This window comes from Nocardiopsis moroccensis (genome assembly GCF_055763695.1).
In genome coordinates this window covers 816,450-839,237 of record NZ_CP199747.1, presented here as the reverse complement: position 1 = coordinate 839,237, position 22,788 = coordinate 816,450, and the positions used below count along the sequence as shown (strand labels likewise).

Annotated in this window: 21 protein-coding genes and 1 CRISPR repeat array (1 of these 22 cut by a window edge); of the genes, 8 read left to right on the top strand and 13 right to left on the bottom strand. The window is 73.5% G+C overall.

From position 1 onward, the window contains the following. Nucleotides 1-1,328: a CRISPR direct-repeat array (repeat unit 29 nt; unit sequence GGGTCCATCCCCGCGTGCGCGGGGAGCAG); it reaches 104 nt to the left of the window's first position. A gap of 176 nt (nt 1,329-1,504) precedes the next feature. After that, entirely contained in the window at nt 1,505-2,680 is a 1,176-nt protein-coding gene (locus tag ACUKCB_RS03490) for a UDP-N-acetylglucosamine--N-acetylmuramyl-(pentapeptide) pyrophosphoryl-undecaprenol N-acetylglucosamine transferase (protein WP_473038997.1), read from the bottom strand. A 197-nt stretch (nt 2,681-2,877) separates the two neighbouring features. Further along, on the bottom strand, nt 2,878-3,513 hold the full coding sequence (locus ACUKCB_RS03485; protein WP_473038996.1) for a TetR/AcrR family transcriptional regulator: 636 nt from the start codon (nt 3,511-3,513) through the stop codon (nt 2,878-2,880). A 110-nt stretch (nt 3,514-3,623) separates the two neighbouring features. Here ACUKCB_RS03485 and ACUKCB_RS03480 point away from each other — a divergent pair, with 110 nt between their 5' ends. Next, nucleotides 3,624-4,004 carry a VOC family protein gene (locus ACUKCB_RS03480; RefSeq protein ID WP_191272046.1) on the top strand — a complete coding sequence of 127 codons (381 nt, stop codon included), beginning with the start codon at nt 3,624-3,626 and terminating at the stop codon, nt 4,002-4,004. Further along, the gene (locus ACUKCB_RS03475; RefSeq protein ID WP_473038995.1) at nt 4,001-4,882 is read left to right on the top strand and encodes an alpha/beta fold hydrolase; all 882 of its coding nucleotides are present in this window, start codon (nt 4,001-4,003) and stop codon (nt 4,880-4,882) included. Before ACUKCB_RS03480 ends, ACUKCB_RS03475 begins: the two co-directional genes overlap by 4 nt. Here the strand turns inward: ACUKCB_RS03475 and ACUKCB_RS03470 are convergent. The 3 genes from ACUKCB_RS03470 to ACUKCB_RS03460 all read right to left on the bottom strand — a co-directional run bounded on the left by ACUKCB_RS03470 (nt 4,822) and on the right by ACUKCB_RS03460 (nt 8,107). Then, on the bottom strand, nt 4,822-5,916 hold the full coding sequence (locus ACUKCB_RS03470) for a sigma-70 family RNA polymerase sigma factor (protein ID WP_473038994.1): 1,095 nt from the start codon (nt 5,914-5,916) through the stop codon (nt 4,822-4,824). The two genes, ACUKCB_RS03475 and ACUKCB_RS03470, sit on opposite strands and share 61 nt — an antisense overlap. Nucleotides 5,917-6,041: 125 nt before the next feature. Further along, nucleotides 6,042-6,440 carry a VOC family protein gene (locus ACUKCB_RS03465; protein ID WP_473038993.1) on the bottom strand — a complete coding sequence of 133 codons (399 nt, stop codon included), beginning with the start codon at nt 6,438-6,440 and terminating at the stop codon, nt 6,042-6,044. Then, the gene (locus tag ACUKCB_RS03460) at nt 6,440-8,107 is read right to left on the bottom strand and encodes an MFS transporter (protein WP_473038992.1); all 1,668 of its coding nucleotides are present in this window, start codon (nt 8,105-8,107) and stop codon (nt 6,440-6,442) included. The genes ACUKCB_RS03465 and ACUKCB_RS03460 overlap by 1 nt, the downstream gene beginning before the upstream one ends. A gap of 302 nt (nt 8,108-8,409) precedes the next feature. Here ACUKCB_RS03460 and ACUKCB_RS03455 point away from each other — a divergent pair, with 302 nt between their 5' ends. Both ACUKCB_RS03455 and ACUKCB_RS03450 read left to right on the top strand, forming a co-directional pair. Continuing rightward, nucleotides 8,410-9,459: an NAD(P)-dependent alcohol dehydrogenase gene (locus ACUKCB_RS03455; protein WP_473038991.1), complete on the top strand. Its 1,050-nt coding sequence runs from the start codon at nt 8,410-8,412 to the stop codon at nt 9,457-9,459. 66 nt (nt 9,460-9,525) lie between these two features. After that, nucleotides 9,526-9,825 (top strand): oxidoreductase C-terminal domain-containing protein, encoded by a 300-nt coding sequence (locus ACUKCB_RS03450; RefSeq protein WP_473038990.1) that lies wholly within the window; start codon nt 9,526-9,528, stop codon nt 9,823-9,825. A 34-nt stretch (nt 9,826-9,859) separates the two neighbouring features. Here ACUKCB_RS03450 and ACUKCB_RS03445 read toward each other — a convergent pair whose 3' ends face one another. Next, nucleotides 9,860-10,405, bottom strand: a complete 546-nt coding sequence (locus ACUKCB_RS03445) for an HPP family protein (protein ID WP_473038989.1) — start codon at nt 10,403-10,405, stop codon at nt 9,860-9,862. A 120-nt stretch (nt 10,406-10,525) separates the two neighbouring features. On the opposite strand from ACUKCB_RS03445, the gene ACUKCB_RS03440 reads away from it, so the two are divergent. Both ACUKCB_RS03440 and ACUKCB_RS03435 read left to right on the top strand, forming a co-directional pair. After that, a complete protein-coding gene (locus ACUKCB_RS03440; protein ID WP_473038988.1) occupies nt 10,526-11,155 on the top strand; it encodes a CGNR zinc finger domain-containing protein in 630 nt (209 codons plus the stop codon). A gap of 75 nt (nt 11,156-11,230) precedes the next feature. Then, nucleotides 11,231-12,016, top strand: a complete 786-nt coding sequence (locus tag ACUKCB_RS03435; RefSeq protein ID WP_473038987.1) for an SDR family oxidoreductase — start codon at nt 11,231-11,233, stop codon at nt 12,014-12,016. 95 nt (nt 12,017-12,111) lie between these two features. On the opposite strand, the gene ACUKCB_RS03430 is transcribed toward ACUKCB_RS03435, so the two are convergent. The 6 genes from ACUKCB_RS03430 to ACUKCB_RS03405 all read right to left on the bottom strand — a co-directional run bounded on the left by ACUKCB_RS03430 (nt 12,112) and on the right by ACUKCB_RS03405 (nt 18,148). Further along, a complete protein-coding gene (locus ACUKCB_RS03430; RefSeq protein WP_473040909.1) occupies nt 12,112-12,861 on the bottom strand; it encodes a DUF1295 domain-containing protein in 750 nt (249 codons plus the stop codon). 59 nt (nt 12,862-12,920) lie between these two features. Then, nucleotides 12,921-14,192 (bottom strand): class I SAM-dependent methyltransferase, encoded by a 1,272-nt coding sequence (locus ACUKCB_RS03425; protein WP_473038986.1) that lies wholly within the window; start codon nt 14,190-14,192, stop codon nt 12,921-12,923. Beyond that, a complete protein-coding gene (locus ACUKCB_RS03420) occupies nt 14,189-15,439 on the bottom strand; it encodes a class I SAM-dependent methyltransferase (protein WP_473038985.1) in 1,251 nt (416 codons plus the stop codon). The genes ACUKCB_RS03425 and ACUKCB_RS03420 overlap by 4 nt, the downstream gene beginning before the upstream one ends. Before the next feature lie 68 nt (nt 15,440-15,507). Then, complete coding sequence (locus ACUKCB_RS03415; RefSeq protein WP_473038984.1) at nt 15,508-16,320, bottom strand: DUF1365 domain-containing protein; 813 nt, start codon at nt 16,318-16,320, stop codon at nt 15,508-15,510. After that, nucleotides 16,317-17,609, bottom strand: a complete 1,293-nt coding sequence (locus ACUKCB_RS03410) for an NAD(P)/FAD-dependent oxidoreductase (RefSeq protein ID WP_473038983.1) — start codon at nt 17,607-17,609, stop codon at nt 16,317-16,319. The genes ACUKCB_RS03415 and ACUKCB_RS03410 overlap by 4 nt, the downstream gene beginning before the upstream one ends. A gap of 215 nt (nt 17,610-17,824) precedes the next feature. After that, nucleotides 17,825-18,148 (bottom strand): hypothetical protein, encoded by a 324-nt coding sequence (locus ACUKCB_RS03405; RefSeq protein ID WP_473038982.1) that lies wholly within the window; start codon nt 18,146-18,148, stop codon nt 17,825-17,827. Between the two features lie 588 nt (nt 18,149-18,736). On the opposite strand from ACUKCB_RS03405, the gene ACUKCB_RS03400 reads away from it, so the two are divergent. Next, nucleotides 18,737-20,212: a diacylglycerol kinase family protein gene (locus ACUKCB_RS03400; protein WP_473038981.1), complete on the top strand. Its 1,476-nt coding sequence runs from the start codon at nt 18,737-18,739 to the stop codon at nt 20,210-20,212. 70 nt (nt 20,213-20,282) lie between these two features. On the opposite strand, the gene ACUKCB_RS03395 is transcribed toward ACUKCB_RS03400, so the two are convergent. Continuing rightward, nucleotides 20,283-21,257 carry a phosphotransferase gene (locus tag ACUKCB_RS03395; RefSeq protein WP_473038980.1) on the bottom strand — a complete coding sequence of 325 codons (975 nt, stop codon included), beginning with the start codon at nt 21,255-21,257 and terminating at the stop codon, nt 20,283-20,285. A gap of 106 nt (nt 21,258-21,363) precedes the next feature. Here ACUKCB_RS03395 and ACUKCB_RS03390 point away from each other — a divergent pair, with 106 nt between their 5' ends. Then, nucleotides 21,364-22,659, top strand: a complete 1,296-nt coding sequence (locus tag ACUKCB_RS03390) for a winged helix-turn-helix domain-containing protein (RefSeq protein WP_473038979.1) — start codon at nt 21,364-21,366, stop codon at nt 22,657-22,659. Nucleotides 22,660-22,788: the final 129 nt, after the last annotated feature.

Genomic DNA, 22,788 nt, shown 5'->3' with positions numbered 1-22,788 from the left:
CCCGAGCTTGCCCCGCTCGGGTCCATCCCCGCGTGCGCGGGGAGCAGCAGGCGCAGCTCGGGGACCTCGCGGCGCAGGTGGGTCCATCCCCGCGTGCGCGGGGAGCAGCCCTGATGGGTGTTGCTGCACACGTAGGACTCGGGTCCATCCCCGCGTGCGCGGGGAGCAGGCGTTGTCGTTGCGCTGTTCGGGGTCGATCTGGGGTCCATCCCCGCGTGCGCGGGGAGCAGCACACGGACGTCCTGGCCGCCCTCGTGGCGGAGGGTCCATCCCCGCGTGCGCGGGGAGCAGGCGTTGTCGTTGCGCTGTTCGGGGTCGATCTGGGGTCCATCCCCGCGTGCGCGGGGAGCAGTGCTGCTCGGTGTCGCTCGCGTACAACGCCACGGGTCCATCCCCGCGTGCGCGGGGAGCAGTAGCCGATGTGCAACCGCACGGTGTGGTCGTAGGGTCCATCCCCGCGTGCGCGGGGAGCAGGGCGAACGCCTGGAGCAAGCACCGACCTACCGGGGTCCATCCCCGCGTGCGCGGGGAGCAGGCAGCGGCGGCCGGACCCGGCGCGACTCCCGGGGGTCCATCCCCGCGTGCGCGGGGAGCAGACGCGCAGAAGCAGACGCACGCCCCCGCCCGGGGGTCCATCCCCGCGTGCGCGGGGAGCAGTCGTCGTCGGTCGGGCTGGCGTCCGGGGCGACGGGTCCATCCCCGCGTGCGCGGGGAGCAGACGCCAAGCAGTGGGCCCGCGACCTCGTCCGCGGGTCCATCCCCGCGTGCGCGGGGAGCAGCGGAGGACTTTCGGCTCGTGTTCTCCCACGTCGGGTCCATCCCCGCGTGCGCGGGGAGCAGGCTGGTCTTCGGCGTAGTCCACGAGTTCGGGGGGGTCCATCCCCGCGTGCGCGGGGAGCAGCCCCACCCCACGCCTGGTCGGCCCCACCCTGGGGGTCCATCCCCGCGTGCGCGGGGAGCAGTACGGGCAGGTCTTCGCCCTGCCTATTTCTTGGGGTCCATCCCCGCGTGCGCGGGGAGCAGAACGAGGAACTACCCACCATGAGTGAATTGCTGGGTCCATCCCCGCGTGCGCGGGGAGCAGACCCCGCGCACGTTCGACAAGCAGACCAACGAGGGTCCATCCCCGCGTGCGCGGGGAGCAGTGGTGGTCATCTAGCTGCTCCTTCGTTGTGGTGGGTCCATCCCCGCGTGCGCGGGGAGCAGCAGACATGGCCGGTCGCCATAGAACGAATTCGGGGTCCATCCCCGCGTGCGCGGGGAGCAGCAGATGCCGGGCGTCTCGCTGATCTTCGACGAGGGTCCATCCCCGCGTGCGCGGGGAGCAGACTTTTTGACCTGCGAACTTACCAGTGACAAGGGGTCGTTTTTCCAACTTCTTGAAAGTTGGACACTGGTGATTCCCTTCGCAAAAGGGCCAAGAGTGAATTCTTGGGCGCAGAGAGATCCTATTCACTGGCATATGAGTGGGCCACCCCTCCGGGGAAGAGATGGCCCCTCTGGATCAGCTGGCAGCCCTGAGCACCACGTCCACCAGGCGCTCGGCGGCGTCCGGCCTCCCGTGGGAACGGGCGTTCTCGGCGATGGTCTCGCGCTTGGCGGGATCGACCAGCAGGGGCTCGACCGCCGCCTGCAGGTTGGCCGGGCTGACCTCGTCAAGGAGAGCGACGGCAGCACCCGTCTCCTGAAGATGGCGTGCGTTGTGCGCCTGCTCGTTACCGGCGGAGGTCGCCAGGGGGATGAACACCGCGGCCTTGCCCAGAGCCGTGAGTTCGGCGATCGTCCCGGCCCCGCTGCGGGAGATCACCACGTCCGCGAGCGCCAGCACGTCGGGAAGCTCCGGGCCCACGAAGGCGGTGAGGTGGTACCTCTCCGCAAGCCCCGGCGGCAGGCCCTGGGCGCTCTCCCGAAGGCTCTCGACGTTGTTGGCGCCGCACTGGTGGACGACGTTGGCACGGGCCAGCAGCCACGGGAGGATCTCGCGGACGTTCGTGTTGATCTGCGCCGAACCCTGCGCCCCGCCGGTCACGTACACGGTGGGCAGGTCGGGGTTGTGCCCGTCGAAGCCCAGCCCCTTCGCACCCAGGTCCGCCTGGCCGGTGAGGACCTCGGGCCGCACCGGGTTCCCGGTGACCACCGCGTCGTCCTGGGAGGAGTCGGGCAGCAGCCCGAGGGAGGACTCGGCGGACACCGCGATCTGCGCTCCGGCGCGGGCCAGGACCTTGTTGGCCAGACCCAGGCGCACCGTCTGCTCGTGCACGACCAGCGGGCGACGGCACATACGGGCCGCCAGGCCCACGGGCACCGCCACGTAGCCACCGGTGGCCAGGACGACGTCCGGGACGAACTCGGAGACCAGCCTGCGCGCCTGCATGACCCCGCGGGGGACGTTGGCCATGTCCTTGACGTTGGCCCGGGAGACCAGCTTGATCGGGTTCTTGGAGCGGCGGATCTTGCCGGTGGCGACGTCGGCGAAGTCGATCCCGTTGGCCTCGGAGACCCGGGACTCGAGACTGTTGGCCGCGCCCACCCACAGCACCTCCAGGGTGTTGCCGGTCTTCTCCAGGCGTGCGCGCAGCGCGTTGACGGCGGTCAGCGCGGGGTAGGTGTGGCCGCCCGTTCCGCCTCCGGTGACGATCAGGCGCAGGTCCCGGGGCGGGCGGTCGTTGGTGCTGTTCACGCGTTTCCCATCTGGCTGCCCGTGGGTGAACCGGCGGGCGGGAGGAGTGGTCAGGTCAGGGCCGGAACGCGGGCATTCGGGGCTTCTCGCGGTCACGGCCCACCAGCACGGTAGCCGTGCGCGGGGGTTGTTCGGGCCAGTGGAGGGGGCGAATCGGCAGGAAATACGCCGGGGTCCTGGTCACACACCCCGCCCCGCTACCTCCGGGGCCCTCCGTAGGCGGCGAGGAAGACCCGGACGCTCTCCGCGGCGTGCGCGCGGAGCTCCTCCCGCGCGGGGATGCCCTCGTCGCCGAGGAGCATGGCCCGGTTGACGGGTTCGGACATCACCAGCCAGTTGAACCGGGACGCGGCGGCGTGCGGGTCCTCGACGGACAGGCGCCCCCGCTCGGCCAGGCGCTCGAAGATCTCCCCGAGCGCGCCCACCGCCCGCCGCGGACCGTGCTCGTACAGGGCCCCGGCGAGCTCGGGAAAGCGCGCGACCTCACCGATGACCAGGCGGCGCAGCCGCATCAGGCGCGGGGTCAGCACCACGGTGAGCTGGCGGAGCGCGTAGTCGCGCAGGTAGTCGGCGAGCTCCTCGTCCTCGGCGGGGTCGGGCACGTCCTCGTGGACGAGGTCGCCCGCTCCGGTCGTCATGTGGCTGACGATCTCGACGAACAGGTTCTCCTTGCTGCCGAAGTGCTTGTACACGGTCTGCTTGGACACCTCGGAGCGCGCCGCGATCTCGTCCATGTTGGTGCCCAGGTAGCCGCCGCCGAGGAAGACCTCCTCGGCGGCCTCCAGGATCGCGCGCCGTTTGCGTTCCGAACGCCCCTCGGCAGGTTGCCGCACCTGATTCTCCCCGTGTTCTGTTGACTCGTGGGTACTGGACAGTCTAGTTTTGCATACATCCAGAGTACTGGACCGTCCAGTTTCACTCTGGGAGGATCGAGGCGCCCGTCATGCACATCCAGTTCGCTGAGTTGCCCGTGTTCGACCAGGACCGGGCCAAGGACTTCTACACCGACAGGCTCGGCTGCCGCGTACTCGCGGACGTCCCCATGGGCGAGGACGGCTGGCGGTGGATCGAGCTCGGGTTCCCCGGGGCGGACACCGCGCTGCACCTGGTCCCCCGGCCCGACGAGGAGCCCTCGCCGGGCCCCGTCCTGGTGCTGGTCGAGGACGACGTCAAGGGCACCGTGGAGGCGCTGCGCGCCAAGGGCGTGGAGATCGTCACCGAGCCGGAGGAGGCCGCCTACATGCCGGGGGTCACGGTCGCGGAGTTCCGCGACAGCGAGGGCAACCGGATGGTCGTCAGCGGCCGGATCAGGGAGACGCCGTGAACGACCGCCGCTCCCCCGAGGTGCGCACCCTGCGGGTGCCCGGTGCCCGCCTGCACGCCGAGGTGCGGGGCTCGGGCCCGCTGCTGCTCATGGTCCCGGGCGGGCCGCAGGACGCCGGGGTCCTCGCCGGCCAGGCCCGGCGCCTGGCCGAGGGGTACACGACCGTGGCCTACGACCCCCGGGGCAACTCGCGCAGCACCCTGGACGGCGGCCCCGGCGCGTGGGAGGAGGACCAGCGGCTCGACGTGCACGCAGAGGACGCCGCACGGCTGATCCGGGAGTTCGGCGACGGGCCCGCGCACGTGTTCGGCACCAGCGGTGGCGCCCAGATCGGGCTGGCCCTGGCCGCCCGGCACCCGGAACTGGTGCGCACGCTCGTGGCCCACGAGCCCCCGTGCGTGCCGTTGCTCGACGACCCCGAACCGGTGCTCGCGCGGGACCACGAGGTCCACCGGACCTACCTGAAGGAGGGGGTCGAGGCCGGGATGGCCCTGTTCCTGGGGCTCAACGGCCTGGACGCCGAGTCCGGCCCGGAGGATGCGGAGGACGCCTCGTCCATGGGCGGGGCACCGCCCATGGACGGGGAGGAGGCCGCGACCTTCGAGCGGGTCAGCGGGAACTTCGGGTACTTCCTGGCGCACGGCCTGCTGCCGATCTCCCTGTACCGGCCGGAGGTGGAAACCCTGCGGCGCGACGGCACCCGGGTGGTCGTGGCCCTGGGCGAGGGCTCGGCGGGGGCGGACATCCACGACATCGGCTCCGCGCTGGCCCGGGCCCTGGGCGTCGATCCGGTCGCCTTCCCCGGGGACCACCTGGGCTACGAGGGCGACCCGGAGGGTTTCGCCGCCGCCCTGCGCCGGGTGCTCACCGGAACCTGACCCGCCCCTGGCCGGCCCCGGCAGGGGCGGGTCAGGGCCTCGGGCAGCGCGAAGAGGCGGAACAGCGCGGTGTCGAAGAAGACCGAGCAGCGGCTGACGCCCCCGGAGGACAGCTCCAGGACGTGGATGCCGAAGGCCCGGTGCGTTCCGTCCGCCGCGCGCAGGTACATGCCGAAGGCGGGCTGGCCGTTGGCGGAGGTCGGCACCATCGCCAGGTCGCCGGGGGCCCCGGCCGGGCAGTGGGCGGCGACGAGCCGTCCGATGTGTTCGGCTCCGCGCACCCAGGTGGCGAACGGGGGCATCTCGAAGGCGGCCTCTGCGGTGAACAGCTCGGTGAGCGCGCCGATGTCGTAGGACTCGAAGGCGGCGACGTAGCGGTCGAGGATCTCGCGCTGGTCGGAGCGGGGTTCGGGGAGGCTCTCCCGGTCGGGGGCGGCCCGGCCGAGCTGGGCGCGGGCGCGTTGCAACAGGCTGTTCACCGCCGGGACCGAGGTGTCCAGGATGCGGGCGGTCTCGGCTGCGCTGAAGCGGAGTACGTCGCGCAGGAGGAGCACGGCCCTCTGGCGGGGCTGGAGGTACTGGAGGGCGGCGACCAGGGCGAGCCGGACGCTCTCGCGGGCGGTCACCACCGCGCCGGGGTCGTTGGTGCCGCCGTCGGAACCGCCGAGGCCGGCCAGGGTGTCCGGCAGCGGTTCGATCCAGGGCAGCTCGGGGCGTTCGGCGAGGGCGCCCTCCGGGGAGTCGGTGGGGCCGCCGAGCCCGGTGGGCAGGGGGCGGCGGCCGCGCCGCTCCAGGGCGGTCAGGCAGGCCGTGGTGGCGATCCGGTGCAGCCAGGTGCGCAGGCTGGAGCGGCCCTCGAAGCGGTCGTAGCCCTTCCAGGCGCGCAGGTAGGTCTCCTGGACCAGGTCCTCGGCGTCGTGCGCCGAGCCGAGCATGCGGTAGCAGTGCGCGTACAGCTCCCCCCGGTAGGGAGCGGCGAGCCGCTCGAAGTCCTGGTTGCTCGTCCCCGTCACGTGTTCGGCCACGGCCGTCACGTTACGCCTCCCCTACGACAGGACGCGCGGGTCCGTGTCCGGCCGTCACCCCGCCGGTCCCCCTTCTGCGCCGCGGGCGCCGGCCCCGCGGGCGGCCGTGCGGGCCGTCCGCGGGGCCGACCCGCCTACGTGCCCGCCTGCGCGCCCTCCATGGCGGCGAGGTGCTCCTCGCTCAGCTGGATGATCTGCACGTAGTTGCCGTCGGGGTCCTTGGCCGTGGCGAAGAAGTTCCCGTCCCGCTCCTCCAGCGGCGCCACCCACTCGGTGCCCCGCTCGTCCATGCGCCCGGCGACGGCGCAGGCGTCGGCCACGTCGAAGTTGAGGATCACCCGGGCGGGGTCGGCGGCCTCGGGCCCGACGTCGTCGCGCCGGTCGATCAGCAGGTGGAAGCCGCCGAAGCGGAGCACCCGGTAGTGGTCCACGGTGTTGCTGTCGGCGGGGTCCAGCACGGCGGCGTACCAGTCGCGCAGGCGGTCGGGGTCGGTGCTGGCGAGCAGCATGCTGTCCAGTTGGGGGCGCTTCATCAGGTCCTCCCGGTGGGTTCGGTGTCGGTTTCCACTGCCTGTACTGACTCGTCCGGGCGCGGGAAGTCATCGGTCCCCCCGGTCCCGTCCCCGCTCCGGCCTCCGTCGCTGCCGGGTTCCCGCGGCCCCTCCGCCGTTTCCTCCGCGGCGGTCTCCGCCGAGCCGCGCAGCAGCCACAGGGCCATGCCGCCGAAGACGGCCATCCCGACGATCCCGATGCCCGCGGTCACGTTGAGTCCGGCGGTGAACGCCTCCCGGGCCGACTCCACCAGTACGGCCGCCTGGGCCGGGGGCAACCCCTCGGCGGCGCCCACGGCTCCGGCCAGGGTCTGGCCCGCGGCCTGGTCCGCGATGGCCTCGGGGACCTCCACCCGGGTGCGGTAGACGGCGGCGGCCAGACTGCCGAGCAGCGCGACCCCGATGGCGATGCCGAACTCGCCGCTGGTCTCGGACATGGACGCGGCCGATCCGGCCTTCTCCCGGGGCGCGGAGCCCACCACGATGTCGGCGATCAGTGCGGCGCCCGGCCCCAGGCCCACCGAGGTGAGCAGCAGGCCCAGCACCACAGCGCCCGTCCCGCCGTCGGCGGGGAGGAAGACCAGCACCAGGAAGCCGAGGGCGCTGACGAACATGCCGCCGCCGATCACGTTGGCCCGGCCGACCCGTTGGGCCAGGGGCGCACAGAACATGGTGCTGGCGATCATCGCCAGCGCCGGCGGCACCAGCCACAGCCCGGCCGCCAGCGGGGAGTTGCCCGCGACCAGCTGCAGGTACTGGCTGAGCAGCAGGAAGGTGCCGCCCATGGCGACCGCCCCGGCCATCATGACGGCGAGGGCCGCGCCGAAGGAGGGCGCCCGGAACAGGCGCAGGTCCAGCAGCGGGTCGGGCAGGCGCAGTTGCCTGCGCACGAACCACGCCCCCACCGCCGCGCCGAGCAGCACCGCCGTGAGCGCGGTGGTCCCCGCGCCCCCTTCGGCGGCGGTCTTGAGCCCGTACACCACCGGCAGGATCGCGGCCAGCGACAGGGCGACGCTGAACAGGTCGAGGCGGCCCGCGCCGGGGTCGCGGTACTCGGGCAGCAGCAGGGGCGCGCAGACCAGGAGCAGGAGCATCACCGGGACACCGAGGAGGAACACCGACCCCCACCAGAACCACTGCAGGAGCGCGCCGCCCACCACGGGGCCGATGGCGGTACCGCCCATGAAGCAGCTCGTCCACACCGAGATCGCGACCGCGCGCTGGCCGGGGTCGCGAAACATGTTGCTGATCAGCGCCAGGGTGGAGGGCATGAGGGTGGCCCCGGCCACGCCCATGAGGGCCCGGGTGGCGATGAGCAGCTCGGCGCTGGTGGAGAAGGCCGCGGCCACCGAGGCCAGTCCGAACGCGGCGGCGCCGATCATCAGGAGCCTGCGGCGGCCGATCCGGTCGCCGAGCGTGCCCATGGTGATGAGCAACCCGGCGATCATGAAGCCGTAGACGTCCATGATCCACAGGGTCTGGGCCCCGGTGGGCCGCAGGTCCGCGGCCAGGTGCGGGAGCGCCAGGTAGAGCACGCTCATGTCCAGGGAGAGCAGCAGTGTGGGCAGGGCGAGCACCGCGAGCCCCAGCCACTCGCGCCCGCTCGCGCGTGCCCCGGCCCCGCGAGGCCGGGATGGTGTCGTGTTCATCCGTGTCGTTCCTTGTCGCCTGGTCCGATTCGTTCACGTGTACGGACCAGGGCAGCGCGGAGAACTCATCGGGCGGGCGGGGACGATTTCGGCGGCACCGTCATGGGCGCCGCCCAGACGCGGGACCCTCAGTCCCTGGACCCGGACCAGGGTCAAACAATGCGGACGAATCCGTGCACGCCCCTTGGGCGACACCCGGATCCGACCGGTGTTAACTTCGCGTGGGCATCGGGACACGAAACGTGTCCGCACTGCGGCGCCCCGGTCGGGGCACCGCGCCTCACGCGGGGGGAGAGCAGCACATGCGCGCAGTCGTGTTCGAAAACTACGGGGAGTTCCCCTCCCTGACCGAGGTTCCCAAACCCGAGCCGGGCCCCGGAGAGGTCCTGCTCCGGGTGGCCGGGGCCGGGGCCTGCCACTCCGACATCAGCGTCTACCGGGTGTTCGAGGAGGGGCAGCCGGGGGCACAGAAGCCGCCGTTCGTCCTGGGGCACGAGAACGCGGGCTGGGTGGAGTCGGTCGGCAGCGGGGTCAGCGAGCGGGTCACGGTGGGCGCCGCCTACATGGTGTACGGGCCGATCGGCTGCCAGCACTGCCGCAAGTGCGCCCAGGGCCGGGAGACCTACTGCGAGAACGCCGCGACCATGCCGTACCTGGCGGTGGGGCTGGGCCGGGACGGCGGCATGGCCGAGTACATGACCGTGCCCGAACGGCACCTCATCCCGCTGGGCGACGCCGACCCGGTGGCCGCGGCGCCGTTGGCCGACGCGGGGCTGACCCCCTACCACGCGGTCAAGCAGTCCCTTCCGTACCTGAACGGGGGTGGCCGGTACGCGCTGGTGATCGGCCTGGGCGGGCTCGGCCAGATCGGGGTGCAGGTCCTGCGGGCACTGAGCGGGGCGACGGTGATCGCCACCGACGTCAAGGAGGAGGCCCGGGCCCGGGCGGAGGCCGACGGGGCCGTCACGGTGGGCGCCGGGGACCGGCAGGTCGAGGGCATCCGGGAGCTCACCGGGGGCCGGGGCGCGGACGCGGTCTTCGACTTCGTGGGTGCGAACCCGACCGTGTCGACGGCGGCGGCCTGCGTGGCCCAGGGCGGCCGGGTGAACATCGTCGGCATCGCGGGCGGCACGCACGAGTTCTCGTTCTTCACCAACCCGTACGAGTCGTACCTGACCAACACCTACTGGGGTTCGGTGGGCGAACTGTGGGAGGTGGTGGACATGTACAGGGCGGGGCAGATCCGCCCGGAGATCGAGCGCTTCGCCATGGACGACGCCCTGGAGGCGTACCGGAGGCTGGAGGCGGGCGAGATCAACGGCCGTGCGGTCGTGGTGCCCAACGAGAGCTGAGGCCCGCCCGGTCCTCTGGTTTCCCTGTTCGTCTCAGGCCGTCCGGCCTGCCCGTTCCCGGGCGTGGTGCCGGGCGGCCTTCGCTCGGTTGCCGCAGCGCTGCTCGGACAGGAGGGCCCGGCACGCGACACCGTGCCCTCCTTCTGGTCCGACCAGTTCGGTCTGCGGATCCGCTCGGTGGGACTGCCCCAGCTCGCCGACCGCACCGAGGTCCGCGAACACGACCCGGTCCGCTCACGGATGGAGGTGGCCTACCACCGGGGACCGCGGATCGTGGGGGCCCTGACGGTGAACCGCACCTCACGTCTGGCCGCCCACCGGGAGCGGATCAGCCGGGAGTGGCACCAGCGGACCGCCCCCGTGTGACGCCGCGAGGACGCGCGGTGCCGGGACAGCCCGCTCACCACCAGTAGACGGGGTAGGGGCGCGCGGAGATCCGGTTGCCGACCAGGCCGACCAGGACCAGCACCGAGGCTGCCACCGCGAGGAGGCCCATGAAGGACCAGAACGGAGGCGCCTGCAGGGCGACGATCAGGGCGGTGGCGGCGGCCGGCGAGTGCGGGGTGCGGGCCAGGGTCATGGCCCCCAGGGCCAGCCCTCCCGCGACCGCGGCGGCCCAGATTCCGGGGTCGGCCACGAGCAGGACCGCGAAGCCGGTCAGTGCGGACAGCAGCTGTCCGCCCACCACGCTGCGGGGCTGGGCCAGCGGCAGGGCCGGGGCGCCCGCGACCAGGGCCATGCTGGCGGCGAGCGGCGGAATGAGCAGGGGCACGCCGAACGCCACCGCCCCGGCGGCCAGGACGAGGAGTGCGGCCACGCTGGTGGCGGTGCCGACGGCGACCGCGCGTGGCCCGGCCGGTTCCGGGGCGCGTCCGGCCAGGAGTGAGCTGATCCGGCTGGTCGGCGCCGGACGTGCGTCAGCGGTCGTCGTGGAGGGTGTGGTCATGTTCCTGCCGTCCCTGACTCGGTGTTGCTAACGCATAAATAAAGCAAATTGCATTAGCTGTTGACACGGGGAAGTCTCCCAAACGCCCTAACGACACACAAGCTTCGGTACCGTTAGGTGATGGTCATCTCAGCAAGGGTGCGGGACATGCCGGTGCTCGGCGAGCACCCGGCACTGGACCTGGTGAACACCGTGTTCATCCGCGGCGGGCTGCGCGGACAGCTCGTGGACGCGCTCACCACCCCCGCCGACCTGGCCGACTGGATCGCCGTGCAGGCCGAGGTCCTGGGCCCGCTCGGCCCCGATCCGGTCCTCGACGACCCCGCGGGCCGAGCCGCGCTCGCCGCCTTCACCGACCTGCGCGAGTCCCTGCACCGGGTGGTCGCCGCCGCGGCGGCCGGAACGGACGCGCCCCCCGAGAGCGTGGCCGCGGTCAACGCCGCCGCCGGCGCCCACCGGGACACCGTCGAACTCCCGCCCGCCGGATACGGCCCTGCGCTCCACAGCACCGACGCCCCGGACACCCTCTCCGCCGTGCTGGCCCGGGTCGCCCGCGCCGCAGTGGACCTGCTCACCGGAGCGCAGCTGGAACAGCTCCGCGCCTGCCCCGCACCCGGATGCGTCCTCTTCTACCTGCGCACCCACCCCCGGCGGGAATGGTGTTCCAAGGGCTGCGGCAACCGGGTCCGGGTAGCCCGCCACAGCAGACGGCAGCAGGACGGGGCAGACCGTTCCCGGGGCGCCCCCTGAACCCGACCCGGCTGGCCTGATCCCCGGGGGCCTGCCAGGATGCCGTGAGCACTGCTGGAAAGCCTGAGGAGTGACATGGATCTGGGAATCGCCGGCAAGGTCGCCCTGGTGACCGCGGCCACCTCCGGACTGGGTCGGGCGGTGGCGGTCGCGCTGGCCGCGGAGGGTGTTCGGGTGGCGGTGACCGGGCGCGACGAGGAGCGCCTGGACGCGGCCGTGGCGGCCTGCCGCGCGCACGGCGCGGACGCCGTCGGCGTCCGCTGGGACCTGGCCGAACACGGCCGCGCGGGCGAGGTCGTCTCCCGGGTCGTCGACGAGCTGGGCCCGGTGGACATCCTGGTCAACAACACCGGCGGACCGCCGCCCACCACGGCGCTGGGCCAGCGCCCCGGTCTGTGGCAGGACATGTACGCGGCGATGGTGCTGCCGGTGATCGGGCTGACCGACGCCGTGGTCGGCGGGATGCGCGAACGCGGTTGGGGCCGGATCATCACGAGCACCTCGTCGGGCCCGATCGCGCCCATCCCGAACCTGGGGGTGTCCAACACGCTGCGCGCCTCGCTGCACTCCTGGTCCAAGACGGTGGCCAACGAGGTGGCCGCCGACGGGGTGACGGCCAACGTGATCGTGCCGGGCCGGATCGCCACCCCGCGGGTGGAGTCCCTGGACCGGGCCCGCGCCGAGCGCTCGGGCCTGCCCCTGGATCAGGTCCGGGAGCAGGCCCGCGGGTCCATCCCGGCGGGCCGCTACGGCGACCCCGAGGAGTACGGCGCGGTGGCCGCGTTCCTGGCCAGTCGGCAGGCCGCCTACGTGAACGGCTCGGTGGTCAGGGTCGACGGCGGCCAGATCCCCTCGGTGTGAGGCTGCTCCCGGTGTGACCACGGCGTGACCACGGCCGGGCCGGGAAGGGGTCCCCCTTCCTCGGCCCGGGCCGTCCCCTCGTGTCCCGGAGCCCCCTACCGCCCCCGGGCGGGCCTCTTCGGCGGCAGGGGGAGGAAGGCGCTGGTCCTGGCCGCGTACTCCGCCCAGCCGGGACGCCCCGACATGTGCTCGTCGAGCAGCCGCTGCCCTGAACCCCTGGTGAGCAGGTAGGTCATCACCAGGGGCGCGGGCAGGGTGAGCAGTACCCACCACGAGCCGGCCGCGACGAGGAAGAGCCCCCACCAGACGCAGGCGTCGCCGAAGTAGTTCGGGTGCCGGGTCCAGGACCACAGGCCCCGGTCCATGATCTTTCCCTTGTTGGCGGGGTCGGCCTTGAACCGGGCGAGCTGGGCGTCACCGACGCTCTCGAAGGCCATCCCGACCAACCAGAGCGATGCGCCGAGGAAGGCCGCCCAGCCCAGGGGCCCCGCGGTGAAGGCGGCCACCTGGATCGGGAGTGAGACCAGCAGGACCAGGGCGCCCTGGAGCAGGTGGACCACGCGCAGCGCGTACAGGTTCGGGTTCCCGGGGGCGTTGGCGAGGAACCGCTCGTAGCGGGGGTCCTCCCCCTTGCCCCGGCTGCGCAGACCGATGTGGGTGGCCAGACGCAGCCCCCACACCGCGGTGAGGACGCACAGCAGCCAGTTCCGGACGGGGTCGCCGAACCCGGTGGCGGTGGCGAAGGTCGCGGTGGTCACCGCGACCGCGGCGAAGGCCGGGCCCCAGGCGACGTCCACGACGCTGTGCCTGCCCAGGCGCACCCCGACGGCGAAGGTGGCCAGCATGAGGGCGCCCAGCACGGCGGCGGTGAGGCCGAGGTTGAGCAGGAGGGCGGTGGTCGTGCTCACTCGTCCGCCTCCGCCGGGTCCGGGCGGCGGGCGAGGATCTGGTCCACGCCCATACGGCCCTCCTCGAAGGCGAGTGCTCCCCCGGCGAGGTAGAGCCGCCACATCCGGGCCGCCTGCGGCCCGGCCAGGGAGACCAGCTCGTCGAACCGGCGCTCCAGCGTGTCCGACCAGGCGCGGGCGGTGCGCACGTAGTGCTCGCGCAGGGCCTGCACGCCGCGCACCTCCAGGCCCGCCTCCTCCAGCAGGCCGACGGTCTCGCCGAGCGGGCGCATGTGCATGTCCGGAGCGACGTAGCGTTCGATGAACGGGCCGCCGCCGGGGTGGGCGCCGCGCCGGGACATCTGCTGGACCAGCAAGGACCCGCCGGGGGCCAGCAGGTCGTGGAGCCGGCGGGCGAAGGGCGCGTAGGTGTCCCGGCCCACGTGCTCGCCCATCTCCACGGCGGCGACGGCGTCGAAGGGCCCGGGCCCGAAGGTGTCGGGTTCGATGTCGCGGTGGTGCAGCAGGCGCACGTCCACGAGCTGGTCGAGCCCCTCCTCCTCCGCGCGCCGGTGCACGTGGTCGCGTTGGCGTTCGGACAGGGTCACCGCGGCGACCCGCGCCCCGTACCACCGGGCGGCGTGCAGGGTGAGCGAACCCCAGCCGCAGCCCACGTCGAGGAGCCGGTCGCCCTTGGTCAGCCCGAGCTTGTCGCAGACCAGGTCGAGTTTGGCGCGCTGGGCCTCGGCCAGGCTCTGTTCGGGTTCGTCCTCGTCCCACAGGGCGCAGGAGTAGGCCATGGTCTCGTCGAGGAGGAGTTCGTAGAGGTCGTTGCCCGCGTCGTAGTGGTGCGAGATCGCGGCGGCGTCGCGCTGCCTGGAGTGCAGCCGACCGCCGGTCCGTGCCTCGGCCGCCGGCGGGGGCGGCGGCGGGCCGACCACGCCCAGGACCAGGGCGACGTGGGCGATCCGCGCCCAGGTGCGCGGCCCGGGCAGGGACGTGCCGTGTTCGCGGACCGACGCCCACACCCGGCGCAGCGCCTCGGTGAGGTCGCCCTCGACCTCGATCCCGCCGGTGACGTAGGCGCGGGACAGGCCCAGCTCCCCGGGCCGGGCCAGGATGTGCCGGAGAGCGTCGCGGTCGCGGACGGTCACGCGCGGGGCGTTTTCGGGGCCGGTCTCACTGCCGTCCCAGGCCCGCAGGCGGACCGGCAGCACACCGTTGAGGAAGGCGGCGGCCAGGGGGCCGATGAGGTGGGCGGCGCCCCGGGGGCGGGTCGTGGTGCTCATGCGGCACGCTCCATGGTGATCTGCTCGACGTCGATGATCCCGGACCGGAAACCGGCCTCGCAGTAGGACAGGTAGAAGTTCCACATCCGGCGGAAGGTGTCGTCGAAGCCCAGGGCCCGGACCCGGTCCGCGGCGCCGGTGAAGCTGTCCCGCCACACGCGCAGGGTGTCGGCGTAGTCGTGGCCGAAGGCGAGGCGGTCGGTGATCCGCAGGCCGGTGCGGGCGGCGAGCTGTTCGCGGACTGCGGTGACCGAGGGGATGAGCCCGCCGGGGAACACGTACTTGTGCATCCAGGTGTAGGAGGTGCGGGAGGCCCGCATCATCCGGTGCTCCATGGTGATGCTCTGCAGGGCGACCCTGCCGCCGGGGCGGACCAGCCTGTCCAGGGCGGTGAAGTAGGCGGGCCAGTAGCGTTCGCCGACCGCCTCGATCATCTCGCAGCTCACCACGGAGTCGTAGGAGCCGGTGGCGTCCCGGTAGTCGCACAGGTCCACGGTTACCAGGTCGGACAACCCCTCGGCCGCCACCCGTTCTCGGGCGAGGTCGCGCTGTTCGGCGGACAGGGTGATGGAGGTGACGCGGGCGCCGCGCCGGGCGGCGCGCACGGCCAGCTCCCCCCAGCCGGTGCCGATCTCCAGCAGGCGGGTGCCGTCGGTGACCGCGGCGGCGTCCAGGAGCCGGTCGACCTTGCGTTCCTGGGCGCGGGCCAGCCCCTGCGGGTCGCGCGGGTCCCCGTCGGTGAACAGCGCCGACGAGTAGGTCATGGTGCGGTCCAGGAAGAGCGCGAAGAGGTCGTTGGAGAGGTCGTAGTGGTGGCTGATGTGGCGGCGGGCCCCGGCACGGGTGTTGCGGTCGGAGGGGGGTCTGCGCGGCAGCGTGAGGTGGCGCAGGGGCTGCAGCGGCCTGGGGACGAGCTCCTCGTAGTGCTCGGCGAAACGGGTGAGCACGGCCACCGGGTCGGGTGAGTCCCACTCCCCCGCCATGTACGACTCTCCGAACCCGATGAGGCCGTCGTGGGCGAGGCGGGCGTGGAAGGCGTCGGGGTCGCGCAGCCACAGGACCGGGGCTCCGTCCCCGGCGGGCGGGGACTGGGGGCCCGTGTGCAGGCGGATGCCGACCGCGGGGACGGCGCGGGCGACAAGGCCGCGGGCCACGGCGGTGCGCAGCCTCCCGGACGGGACCCGGGCCACGTCGGGCCAGCGGTGCGGGTCGACGGTCCCGGGCGGGTTCGGGTTGGTGGTCGTCATGGTCGTGTTCCTCGTGGTTCGGAAGGGGTCGGGGCTCTCCCGGGTGCGACCGCACCCGGTGTGTGTCCTCAGGAGCCGTCGGTGGATGGTCCGGATCGTGCGGGCGGCCCGCCGGGGCACGGGGACGGCCCGGGCCGTGCCTGGACGGGAAGGCCGCGCAGGTACAACCAGACCCCGTGGACGCGGATGCGGACCGCGTTCACGAGGGGGGCCAACGGCTGGCGCAGGGACAGGCCCAGCAGCCGGGCGGCCGTGGCGGGTCGGCGGCGGCCGTGCACGGAGGCGGTGAAGGGCGGCCGCCCGCCGCGGTGGAGGGCGACGGTCAGGGCCAGCCGTTCCCCCGGTTCGGGCAGGCTGAGCCGGTAGTGGCCGTCGACCGCGTTGAAGGGGGACACGTACAGGGCCTTGGTCACGGCGGCGCGGCCCCGCTCGTCCGGGTGGAGGAGGTAACGGTGTCGGCCGCCGTAGGTGTTGTGCACCTCGGCAACCACCGCGAGCGGGGACCCGTCGGGGTGGTGGCACCAGTAGACGGTGAGCGGGTTGAAGACGTACCCGAGTACCCGCGGGTGCGCGAGCATCAGGATACGGCCGCCGTGCGGGGTGACGCCGTGTGCGCGCAGGTAGGCGTCGAGGTCGGAGCGCAGGGTCGCGGCCCGGCCGTCGCCGTGGTCGGCGGGGTGGAACCCGGCCAGGAACCGCAGCGGCCACGGGAGCCGGGGCGGGTGGTCGAGGTCGATCAGCCAGTAGTGGGTGCGGTGCGCGAAGGCGTGGCGCAGGGGTTCGACGCGCACGTGCCGCACGGTCGCCTCGTACAGCGCGGGTGCCGCCGGTACCGGCGGCACCGCGCGGGCGGCCGCACCCCGTTCCCGGGCGGTGGTCACCACTGCCTCCCCAGGGCCGCGGCCGCCTCGACCCCGGCCCGGCAACCGTCCTCGTGGAAGCCCCAGCCGTGGTGGGCCCCGGCGAAGGCGAGGGTGGGCCCGTCGAGGTCGCGCAGGCGGCGCTGCGCGGCGACCGACTCCGGGGTGAAGACGGGGTGGGTGTAGTCCATGGCGGCGACCACCCGGTCGGGGTCCACGTGGTCGTCGGCGTTGAGGGTGACCACGTAGTCGGTGCTCCCGGGCAGCCCCTGGAGGCGGTTCATGTGGTAGCTGACCCGGACCGGGGCGCGGCCCGGTTCGCAGGAGGACAGGCGGTGGTTCCAGGAGGCCCAGGTGTCGCGGTCGGCGGGCAGGACCGAGGTGTCGGTGTGCAGCAGGGTGCGGTTGCGGGAGTAGGTGAAGGCGCCCAGCACCTCGGCCTCCTGCGGGGTGGGCGCGTCGAGGAGGGCGAGGGCCTGGTCGGCATGGGTGGCGACCACGGCGGCGTCGAACTCCAGGTCCTCGGTGGCGGTGCGCAGCCGTACCCCGTCTCCGGTGCGGGAGAGGCCCAGCACGGGGGTGCCCAGGCGCACCGAGTGCAGGTTCTTGACCACGCGCTCCACGTAGGCGCGCGAGCCGCCCTCCACGGTGCGCCAGCGCGGCGACCCCCAGATCCCGAGCATGCCGTGGTGCTCCAGGAAGGTGAACAGGTGGCGGGCGGGGTAGTCCAGGGCGGTGCCCGCCGGGCAGGACCACACCGCGGAGACCAGGGGCTGGAGGAAGTGGGCGGTGAAGTAGGGGGAGAACCCGTGCCGCTCGACGAAGGCCCCGAGGGTGGGGCCGACCGCACTCCCGCGGGGGTCCACGGCCCGGGCGGCGCCGAGCAGGCGGCGGGCGGCCCGGTGGAAGCGGGGGATGTCGGCGAGCATGCGCAGGTAGGCGGTGCCGTGCCGGGCGCGGCCCGGCCACAGGGCCCGGAGCCCGCGTGCGCCCGCGTACTCCAGCCCGCAGCCCGCGCAGCTCACCGACAGGCTCATCTCGGTGGGCCGGGTGGTCACGCCCAGCTCGTCGAAGAGCCGGAGGAGGTTCGGGTACGTGCGGCGGTTGTGCACGATGAAGCCGCTGTCCACACCCAGTTCCCCACCGTCGGGGCCGGTCAGGGAGTGGGTGTGGGCGTGCCCGCCGGGGCGGTCGTCGGCCTCGAACAGGGTCACGTCGTCGTGGCGGTGCAGGACGTGCGCCGCGGTCAGCCCGGAGACGCCGCCGCCGATGACCGCGACCCTGCGACGCCCGGGGATGTGTGTGCTCATGCGTCCTCTCGCGAAACCGGTGTGTGGGTGACGCGAGGGATTCGGAGCAGACGGCGGCGCGGATTGGTGGCTGGCAGAAAAGATTCACGGAATGCGAGGGGGATGCCGGCGCGGCCTGTCGGCGGCCTCCTCGCGGTCCGTGCCGTACGCGGTCGGCCGCGGTGCGCGGGAGGGGCGGGAGGACCAGCCGGGGCCGCCGTCCCGCGACCGGCGGGTCAGAGGTCGGCGGGGGCGGTGGAGTTCGGGGCCAGACCGAGCCCGGAACGGAGTTCGGCGCACGCCTCCCGACAGGTCCGGTCCCCGGTCACCACGTCGATCCGCCCGCCCCGCGCCCACCGGGCGAGCTGGTCGGCCCACTCCGAGCGCGGCATGGACACCACGTCCGGGAGCTCCACCTCCTCGCTGACCTCGGTGGGGGCGCCGTCGGTGAGCACGGTGACCCGGCAGCCGGGGTGGGCCTCGGCGGGGTCGGCGGTGAGCGGCTGCTCGGAGTGCAGGACCACGACGTGGATGGGGTCGGGGGTCTCGGTGGTGGCCATGGGTGCCTTTCCTAGGGGAACGCCCGAAACCTACTCTTCCGGGGCCCCTCCGAAACCTCGCCTTCAGGGCCGAAACCGGCCACCAGTAAGCGATCCGGGGCTGCGGAGGAGGGTAGGGCGCCCGCCGGCCAAAGGGGCGCCCACCCCGGGCGCCGGGCCGGGTTCGTCGTCGATCCTCCGGACTCTGCCGGTGGGGCGGGGGAGGCGGGGAAGGCGGTGTCGACCGGTTCCTGGACCGAGGGCCCGTACCGGGGCCCTCCCGGGCTGGAGGAAAGACGGGAAAACCACAGCAAGCGAAACAAGGGCAGGCTAACCTAAAAGGAATCGGTGGGTGTCCCGAGGCGCGTACGGGACACAGCCGGAACGCGGTGCGGGGGCGACGGCTCTTCCCCAGTCGTCGCCCCCGACCCGTGCCTGCGATGACCGGCCTCTCACGAGCTGCTCGCGGATCCCGCGGCCCGGTCGAACTCCCGAGCCGCCCAGGACGCGGCTGCCAACGCCGGGGGCGGCGTGGGGCGGGCCCGGTGTGGCCCGGGCGACGAAGCCCGCCTATGGACAATCCGACCCTCGGGTACCAGGCTGAGCCCCATGCGACTGCTCCAGCGACTCCAGCGGATCGACGAACGTGTCTACGACCGGATCACCCGGGTGGGCACACCCGTCCTGGACGGTTTCACACCGAAGTTCGTTCAGGGCACCGACAACATGGCGCCGTGGGTACTGGTCTCGGCCACGCTCGCGGTCACCGGCGGGCCGCGGCTGCGCCGCACCGCTCTGCGGGCGATCCTCGCCGCAGGGGCCGCCAACATCGGTGCCACCGCGGTCAAGTACCTGGCGCAGAGGTCCCGACCGGACAGTTCGGCGGTACCGGAGGCCCGCTCCCCCTACCGCACCTACCCCAGCTCCTCCTTCCCCTCCGGGCACACCGCCGCCGCGACCGGCTACGCGGGCGGCGTCATGGCGGACGCGCCGCTCCCGCTGTCCGTCCTGGTGTCGGCGATCGCGGGCATGGTGGGCTTCTCCCGCGTGCACAGCGGCGTCCACTACCCGGGCGACATACTCGGCGGAGCGGCCCTGGGGGTCGGCTCGGCCCTGCTGGCCCGCGCCCTCGTCCCGCCCCGTCCTGAACTCGTCTTCGGGGCGAACACCGTCCCCGCGGGCGAGGCTCCGGAGGACCCCGAGGGCGTCGGGGTGACCGTGGTGATCAACCCCCGCGGAGGCGACAACACGGTGCCCGCCCTGAGCACCGCCGACACGACCGCCCGGGTGGCCCGCCGACTGCCCCGGGCGAGGATCGTGCCGATGTCCGCCGACGACGACGTGGCCGAGGTGATGGACAAGGCCGCACACGACTGCGAGGTGCTCGCGGTGGCCGGCGGTGACGGGACCGTCAACGCCGGGGCCACGGCCGCGCTGGCCCACGACCGGCCGCTGCTGGTGCTGCCGGACGGCACCCTGAACAACTTCGCCCGCACCCTCGGGCTGACCTCGGTGGAGACCTCGTTGCGCGCCTTCGCCGGACGCCGCCTGGCCCGGGTCGACGTGGGCGAGGTGGACGGACACGTCTTCCTCAACACGTCCTCCTTCGGTTCGTACCCGCGCATGGTGGAACGGCGCGACCGGTGGGCCGACCGGATCGGTAAGTGGCCCGCCTTCGCCCTGGCGCTCTGGCGGGACCTGCGTGAGGTCCAGCCGACCCCGGCGCTGGTGGACGGGAGCCCGGCCAAGGTGTGGTGGGCGTTCGTGGGCAACTGCCGGTACCGGACGCACGCGCGGATGCCTGGGCTGCGGGAGAACCTGGACGACGGACAGTTGGACGTGCGGGTGCTGTGCGCACGAACGCCGTTCCCCCGGCTTCGGGCCCTGGCGGACGTGCTGCTGGGCCGGATGCTGTCCGGCGCGGGCTACACCGAGCGGCTCACCGAGTCGCTGGCCCTGGCCATCCCGGACGAGCCCCGGTTGCTGGCGGTGGACGGCGAGGTCATGGAGGGGGCGCCGACGGTGGTGTTCCGCAAACGTCCGGCCGCCCTGAAGGTGTTCGTGCCCACGGCGGCCAACGGCTGAACCGCCGCCGGAACGCGACGGCCCGCGTGCGAAGGTCGGGGCCCGCCCGGTGCGGGTCCCGCGACCGTGGTCAGCGGCCCAGCCCGGCGAGGATCGCGCCGAGGTCCCGCCATGCCTGTTCGGTGTCGGCTCCGCGCCGGTGCGGAGCGGCGAACCAGTCGACGAACTCCACCACGTCCTGCAGGTCCCAGCGCAGCCGGTACAGGGTGAGCAGGGCGGGGTCGGGTGTGTGTCCGGCGACCTCGGTGTAACGGGCGAGGTCCTCGGGGTCGTCACCGACCAGCCACAGGTCGCGTTCGGGAACGGCGAGCCCGACGGTGTCCCAGTCCACGAACAGCGGCCCCGCCTCGCGCCACAGCAGGTTTCCGGGGTGCGGTTCGCCGTGGGTGGTGACGACGCGGGCCCCGTCGGCCTCGGCGGCACGCCGGCCGAACTCCTCCAGGCGGCCCAGCAGGACGGTGCCGTGCTCGGCGAGCAGCTCGGCGGTGAGCTCCGCGAAGGGGCCCTGGTCGCCGATCTTCTCCGGGTCCGCGGCCAGCTCGGCCAGGCGGTCGGCCCCGGCCAGGTACGGCGGTGCGGCCCGGACGGTGTCCGGCGGAGTGCGCCCGTGCAGACGGGCGAGGGCGTCCAGGACCCGGGCGCGCTGCTCGGGTTCGAGGGTCTGACCGAAGTGGCCGGGGGTGCCCCGCGTGTACGGGAAGACGCTGAGCGCGTAGCGGTCGCCGACCCGTCGGACGGTGGCGCCGCGGACGGAGCGCAGCGGAGCCACCACGAACCCGAGTCCGCCCTCGTCGTGCAGGCGGGCCGCGGTGTCCATGGCCAGGCCCAGGTTGCGCAGGACCGTGTCCGGGTCGGCGCCGAGGAACGGTTTGTGCTCCAGGTCGGCGAGGGTGAGGAACCAGCGCCGACCGGAGGTGTCGGTGGTGCTCCAGTGGTGGTCGCCGAACCCCAGCGGGAGGTGCGCCAGGGCCGCCGTGTGGATGCCCCATTCCGTCAGCGCGTCCTGGATCGAGTGTTCGTCGAGGTCAACAGGCCTGTCCCACATGGCTGTGACGCTAGCACCCGTTCTGTCGGTGCGGCAGGGTATTTTCGCGCGGTGTCGTCTCCGGCGCGGTGCCGGACGCCCCGCCCACGACCTGTGAGGAGCCCCCTTGACCTCCCCTCTCTCGGCCCCAGGGCCCACCGTCTCCCCTGCGGCCGAACTCGACCGGCGGGCCGTGCGCCGCCTGGCCCTGGTCCGCCAGCGGCTCGCCGGTCCCCCGCCTTCCCCGTCGGAGGGCGGACTGCGCGAGGTGCTGCGGGCGCTGCGCTGCCTCCAACTCGACCCCGTGGGCGTGGTCGCCCCCAGCCACGAGCTGGTCCTGTGGAGCCGGGTCGGGGCCTTCGACCGGGCCGACCTGGACCGGCTCCGGTGGGAGGAGCGGTGGCTCTTCGACTACTGGGCGCACGCCGCCTCCGTCGTCCTGACCGAGGACCACGCGCTGCACCACCTCATGATGCGGCGCTACCCGCGCGGGACCTCGGACCACGGCAGACGCCTGACGGCCTGGATCGAGGCCAACGGTGTGCTGCGCGAACACATCCTCCAGCGGCTCGCCGAGAGGGGGCCACAGCCCACCGACGGGTTCGAGGACCTGGCCGTGGTGCCCTGGGAGTCGTCCGGGTGGACCGCCGGGCGCAACGTGGAGCGGATGCTCGACGTCCTGTGGACCCAGGGGCGGGTGATGGTGGCCGGGCGTGAGGGGCGCCGCCGCCACTGGGACCTGGCCGAACGGTGTCTGCCGGAGGGAATGGAGCACATCGAGCTCCCCGAGGGCGAGGTGGTGGCCCGTGCCGCCGAGCTGGCGCTGCTGGCCCTGGGGGCGGGCCGGGCCCGGGACATCGAACGGCACTTCCTGCGCGACCGCTACCCGGGGCTGGGCGGGGTGCTCGCCGAGCTGGTGGAGCGGGGCCGGGTCCTGCGGGTCCGGGTGGCGGGCACCCGGCCGGACGACCCCTGGTACGTGCACCGCGACGCCCTGCCCGACCTGGAGCGGGTGGAGTCCGGGGAGTGGGGGCCGCGCACGGCCCTGCTGTCGCCCTTCGACAACCTGCTGTGCGACCGGGAGCGCACGGAACTGCTGTGGGGTTTCGCCTTCCGCAACGAGATGTACGTGCCCAGGGCCAGGCGTGAGTACGGCTACTACGTGCTGCCCGTCCTGCACGGCGACCGCCTGGTGGGCCGGGCCGCGCTCCGGATGGACCGCCGGACGCGCACGCTGAACGCGGAGGACGTGTTCGCGGAGGAAGACACGCAGAGCGCGGAGGATCTGGCCGAGGCCGCCCCGGCGGTGGCCGCGGCGCTGACGGACCTGGCGGGCTTCGCCGGGGCCGAGCGGGTGCGCTTCCCGGGCAGGGTTCCCCAGGCGTGGCGGGGCGCCCTGGGCCGGGAACTGGTCGTGGGCTGACCGGGTTCGGCACCGGAGGGGCCCGCCCATGGGCGGACGGCCCCGGGCTCTTCGTCCGAACCGTCGGGGACTTCCTCGACGGCTGAGGAACGTCCGCGGGTCCCTCGGGCCACGGAGCCCGGCCCGTAG

Bases quoted from the DNA above. Each gene is read 5' to 3' on its own strand.
- ACUKCB_RS03480 (WP_191272046.1), top strand. From the start codon at position 3,624: ATGCACATCCAGTTCGCTGAGTTGCCCGTGTTCGACCAGGACCGGGCC.
- ACUKCB_RS03465 (WP_473038993.1), bottom strand. From the start codon at position 6,440: ATGAAGCGCCCCCAACTGGACAGCATGCTGCTCGCCAGCACCGACCCC.
- ACUKCB_RS03460 (WP_473038992.1), bottom strand. From the start codon at position 8,107: ATGAACACGACACCATCCCGGCCTCGCGGGGCCGGGGCACGCGCGAGC.
- ACUKCB_RS03455 (WP_473038991.1), top strand. From the start codon at position 8,410: ATGCGCGCAGTCGTGTTCGAAAACTACGGGGAGTTCCCCTCCCTGACC.
- ACUKCB_RS03445 (WP_473038989.1), bottom strand. From the start codon at position 10,405: ATGACCACACCCTCCACGACGACCGCTGACGCACGTCCGGCGCCGACC.
- ACUKCB_RS03440 (WP_473038988.1), top strand. From the start codon at position 10,526: ATGGTCATCTCAGCAAGGGTGCGGGACATGCCGGTGCTCGGCGAGCAC.
- ACUKCB_RS03435 (WP_473038987.1), top strand. From the start codon at position 11,231: ATGGATCTGGGAATCGCCGGCAAGGTCGCCCTGGTGACCGCGGCCACC.
- ACUKCB_RS03430 (WP_473040909.1), bottom strand. From the start codon at position 12,861: ATGCTGGCCACCTTCGCCGTCGGGGTGCGCCTGGGCAGGCACAGCGTC.
- ACUKCB_RS03425 (WP_473038986.1), bottom strand. From the start codon at position 14,192: ATGAGCACCACGACCCGCCCCCGGGGCGCCGCCCACCTCATCGGCCCC.
- ACUKCB_RS03420 (WP_473038985.1), bottom strand. From the start codon at position 15,439: ATGACGACCACCAACCCGAACCCGCCCGGGACCGTCGACCCGCACCGC.
- ACUKCB_RS03410 (WP_473038983.1), bottom strand. From the start codon at position 17,609: ATGAGCACACACATCCCCGGGCGTCGCAGGGTCGCGGTCATCGGCGGC.
- ACUKCB_RS03405 (WP_473038982.1), bottom strand. From the start codon at position 18,148: ATGGCCACCACCGAGACCCCCGACCCCATCCACGTCGTGGTCCTGCAC.
- ACUKCB_RS03400 (WP_473038981.1), top strand. From the start codon at position 18,737: ATGCGACTGCTCCAGCGACTCCAGCGGATCGACGAACGTGTCTACGAC.
- ACUKCB_RS03395 (WP_473038980.1), bottom strand. From the start codon at position 21,257: ATGTGGGACAGGCCTGTTGACCTCGACGAACACTCGATCCAGGACGCG.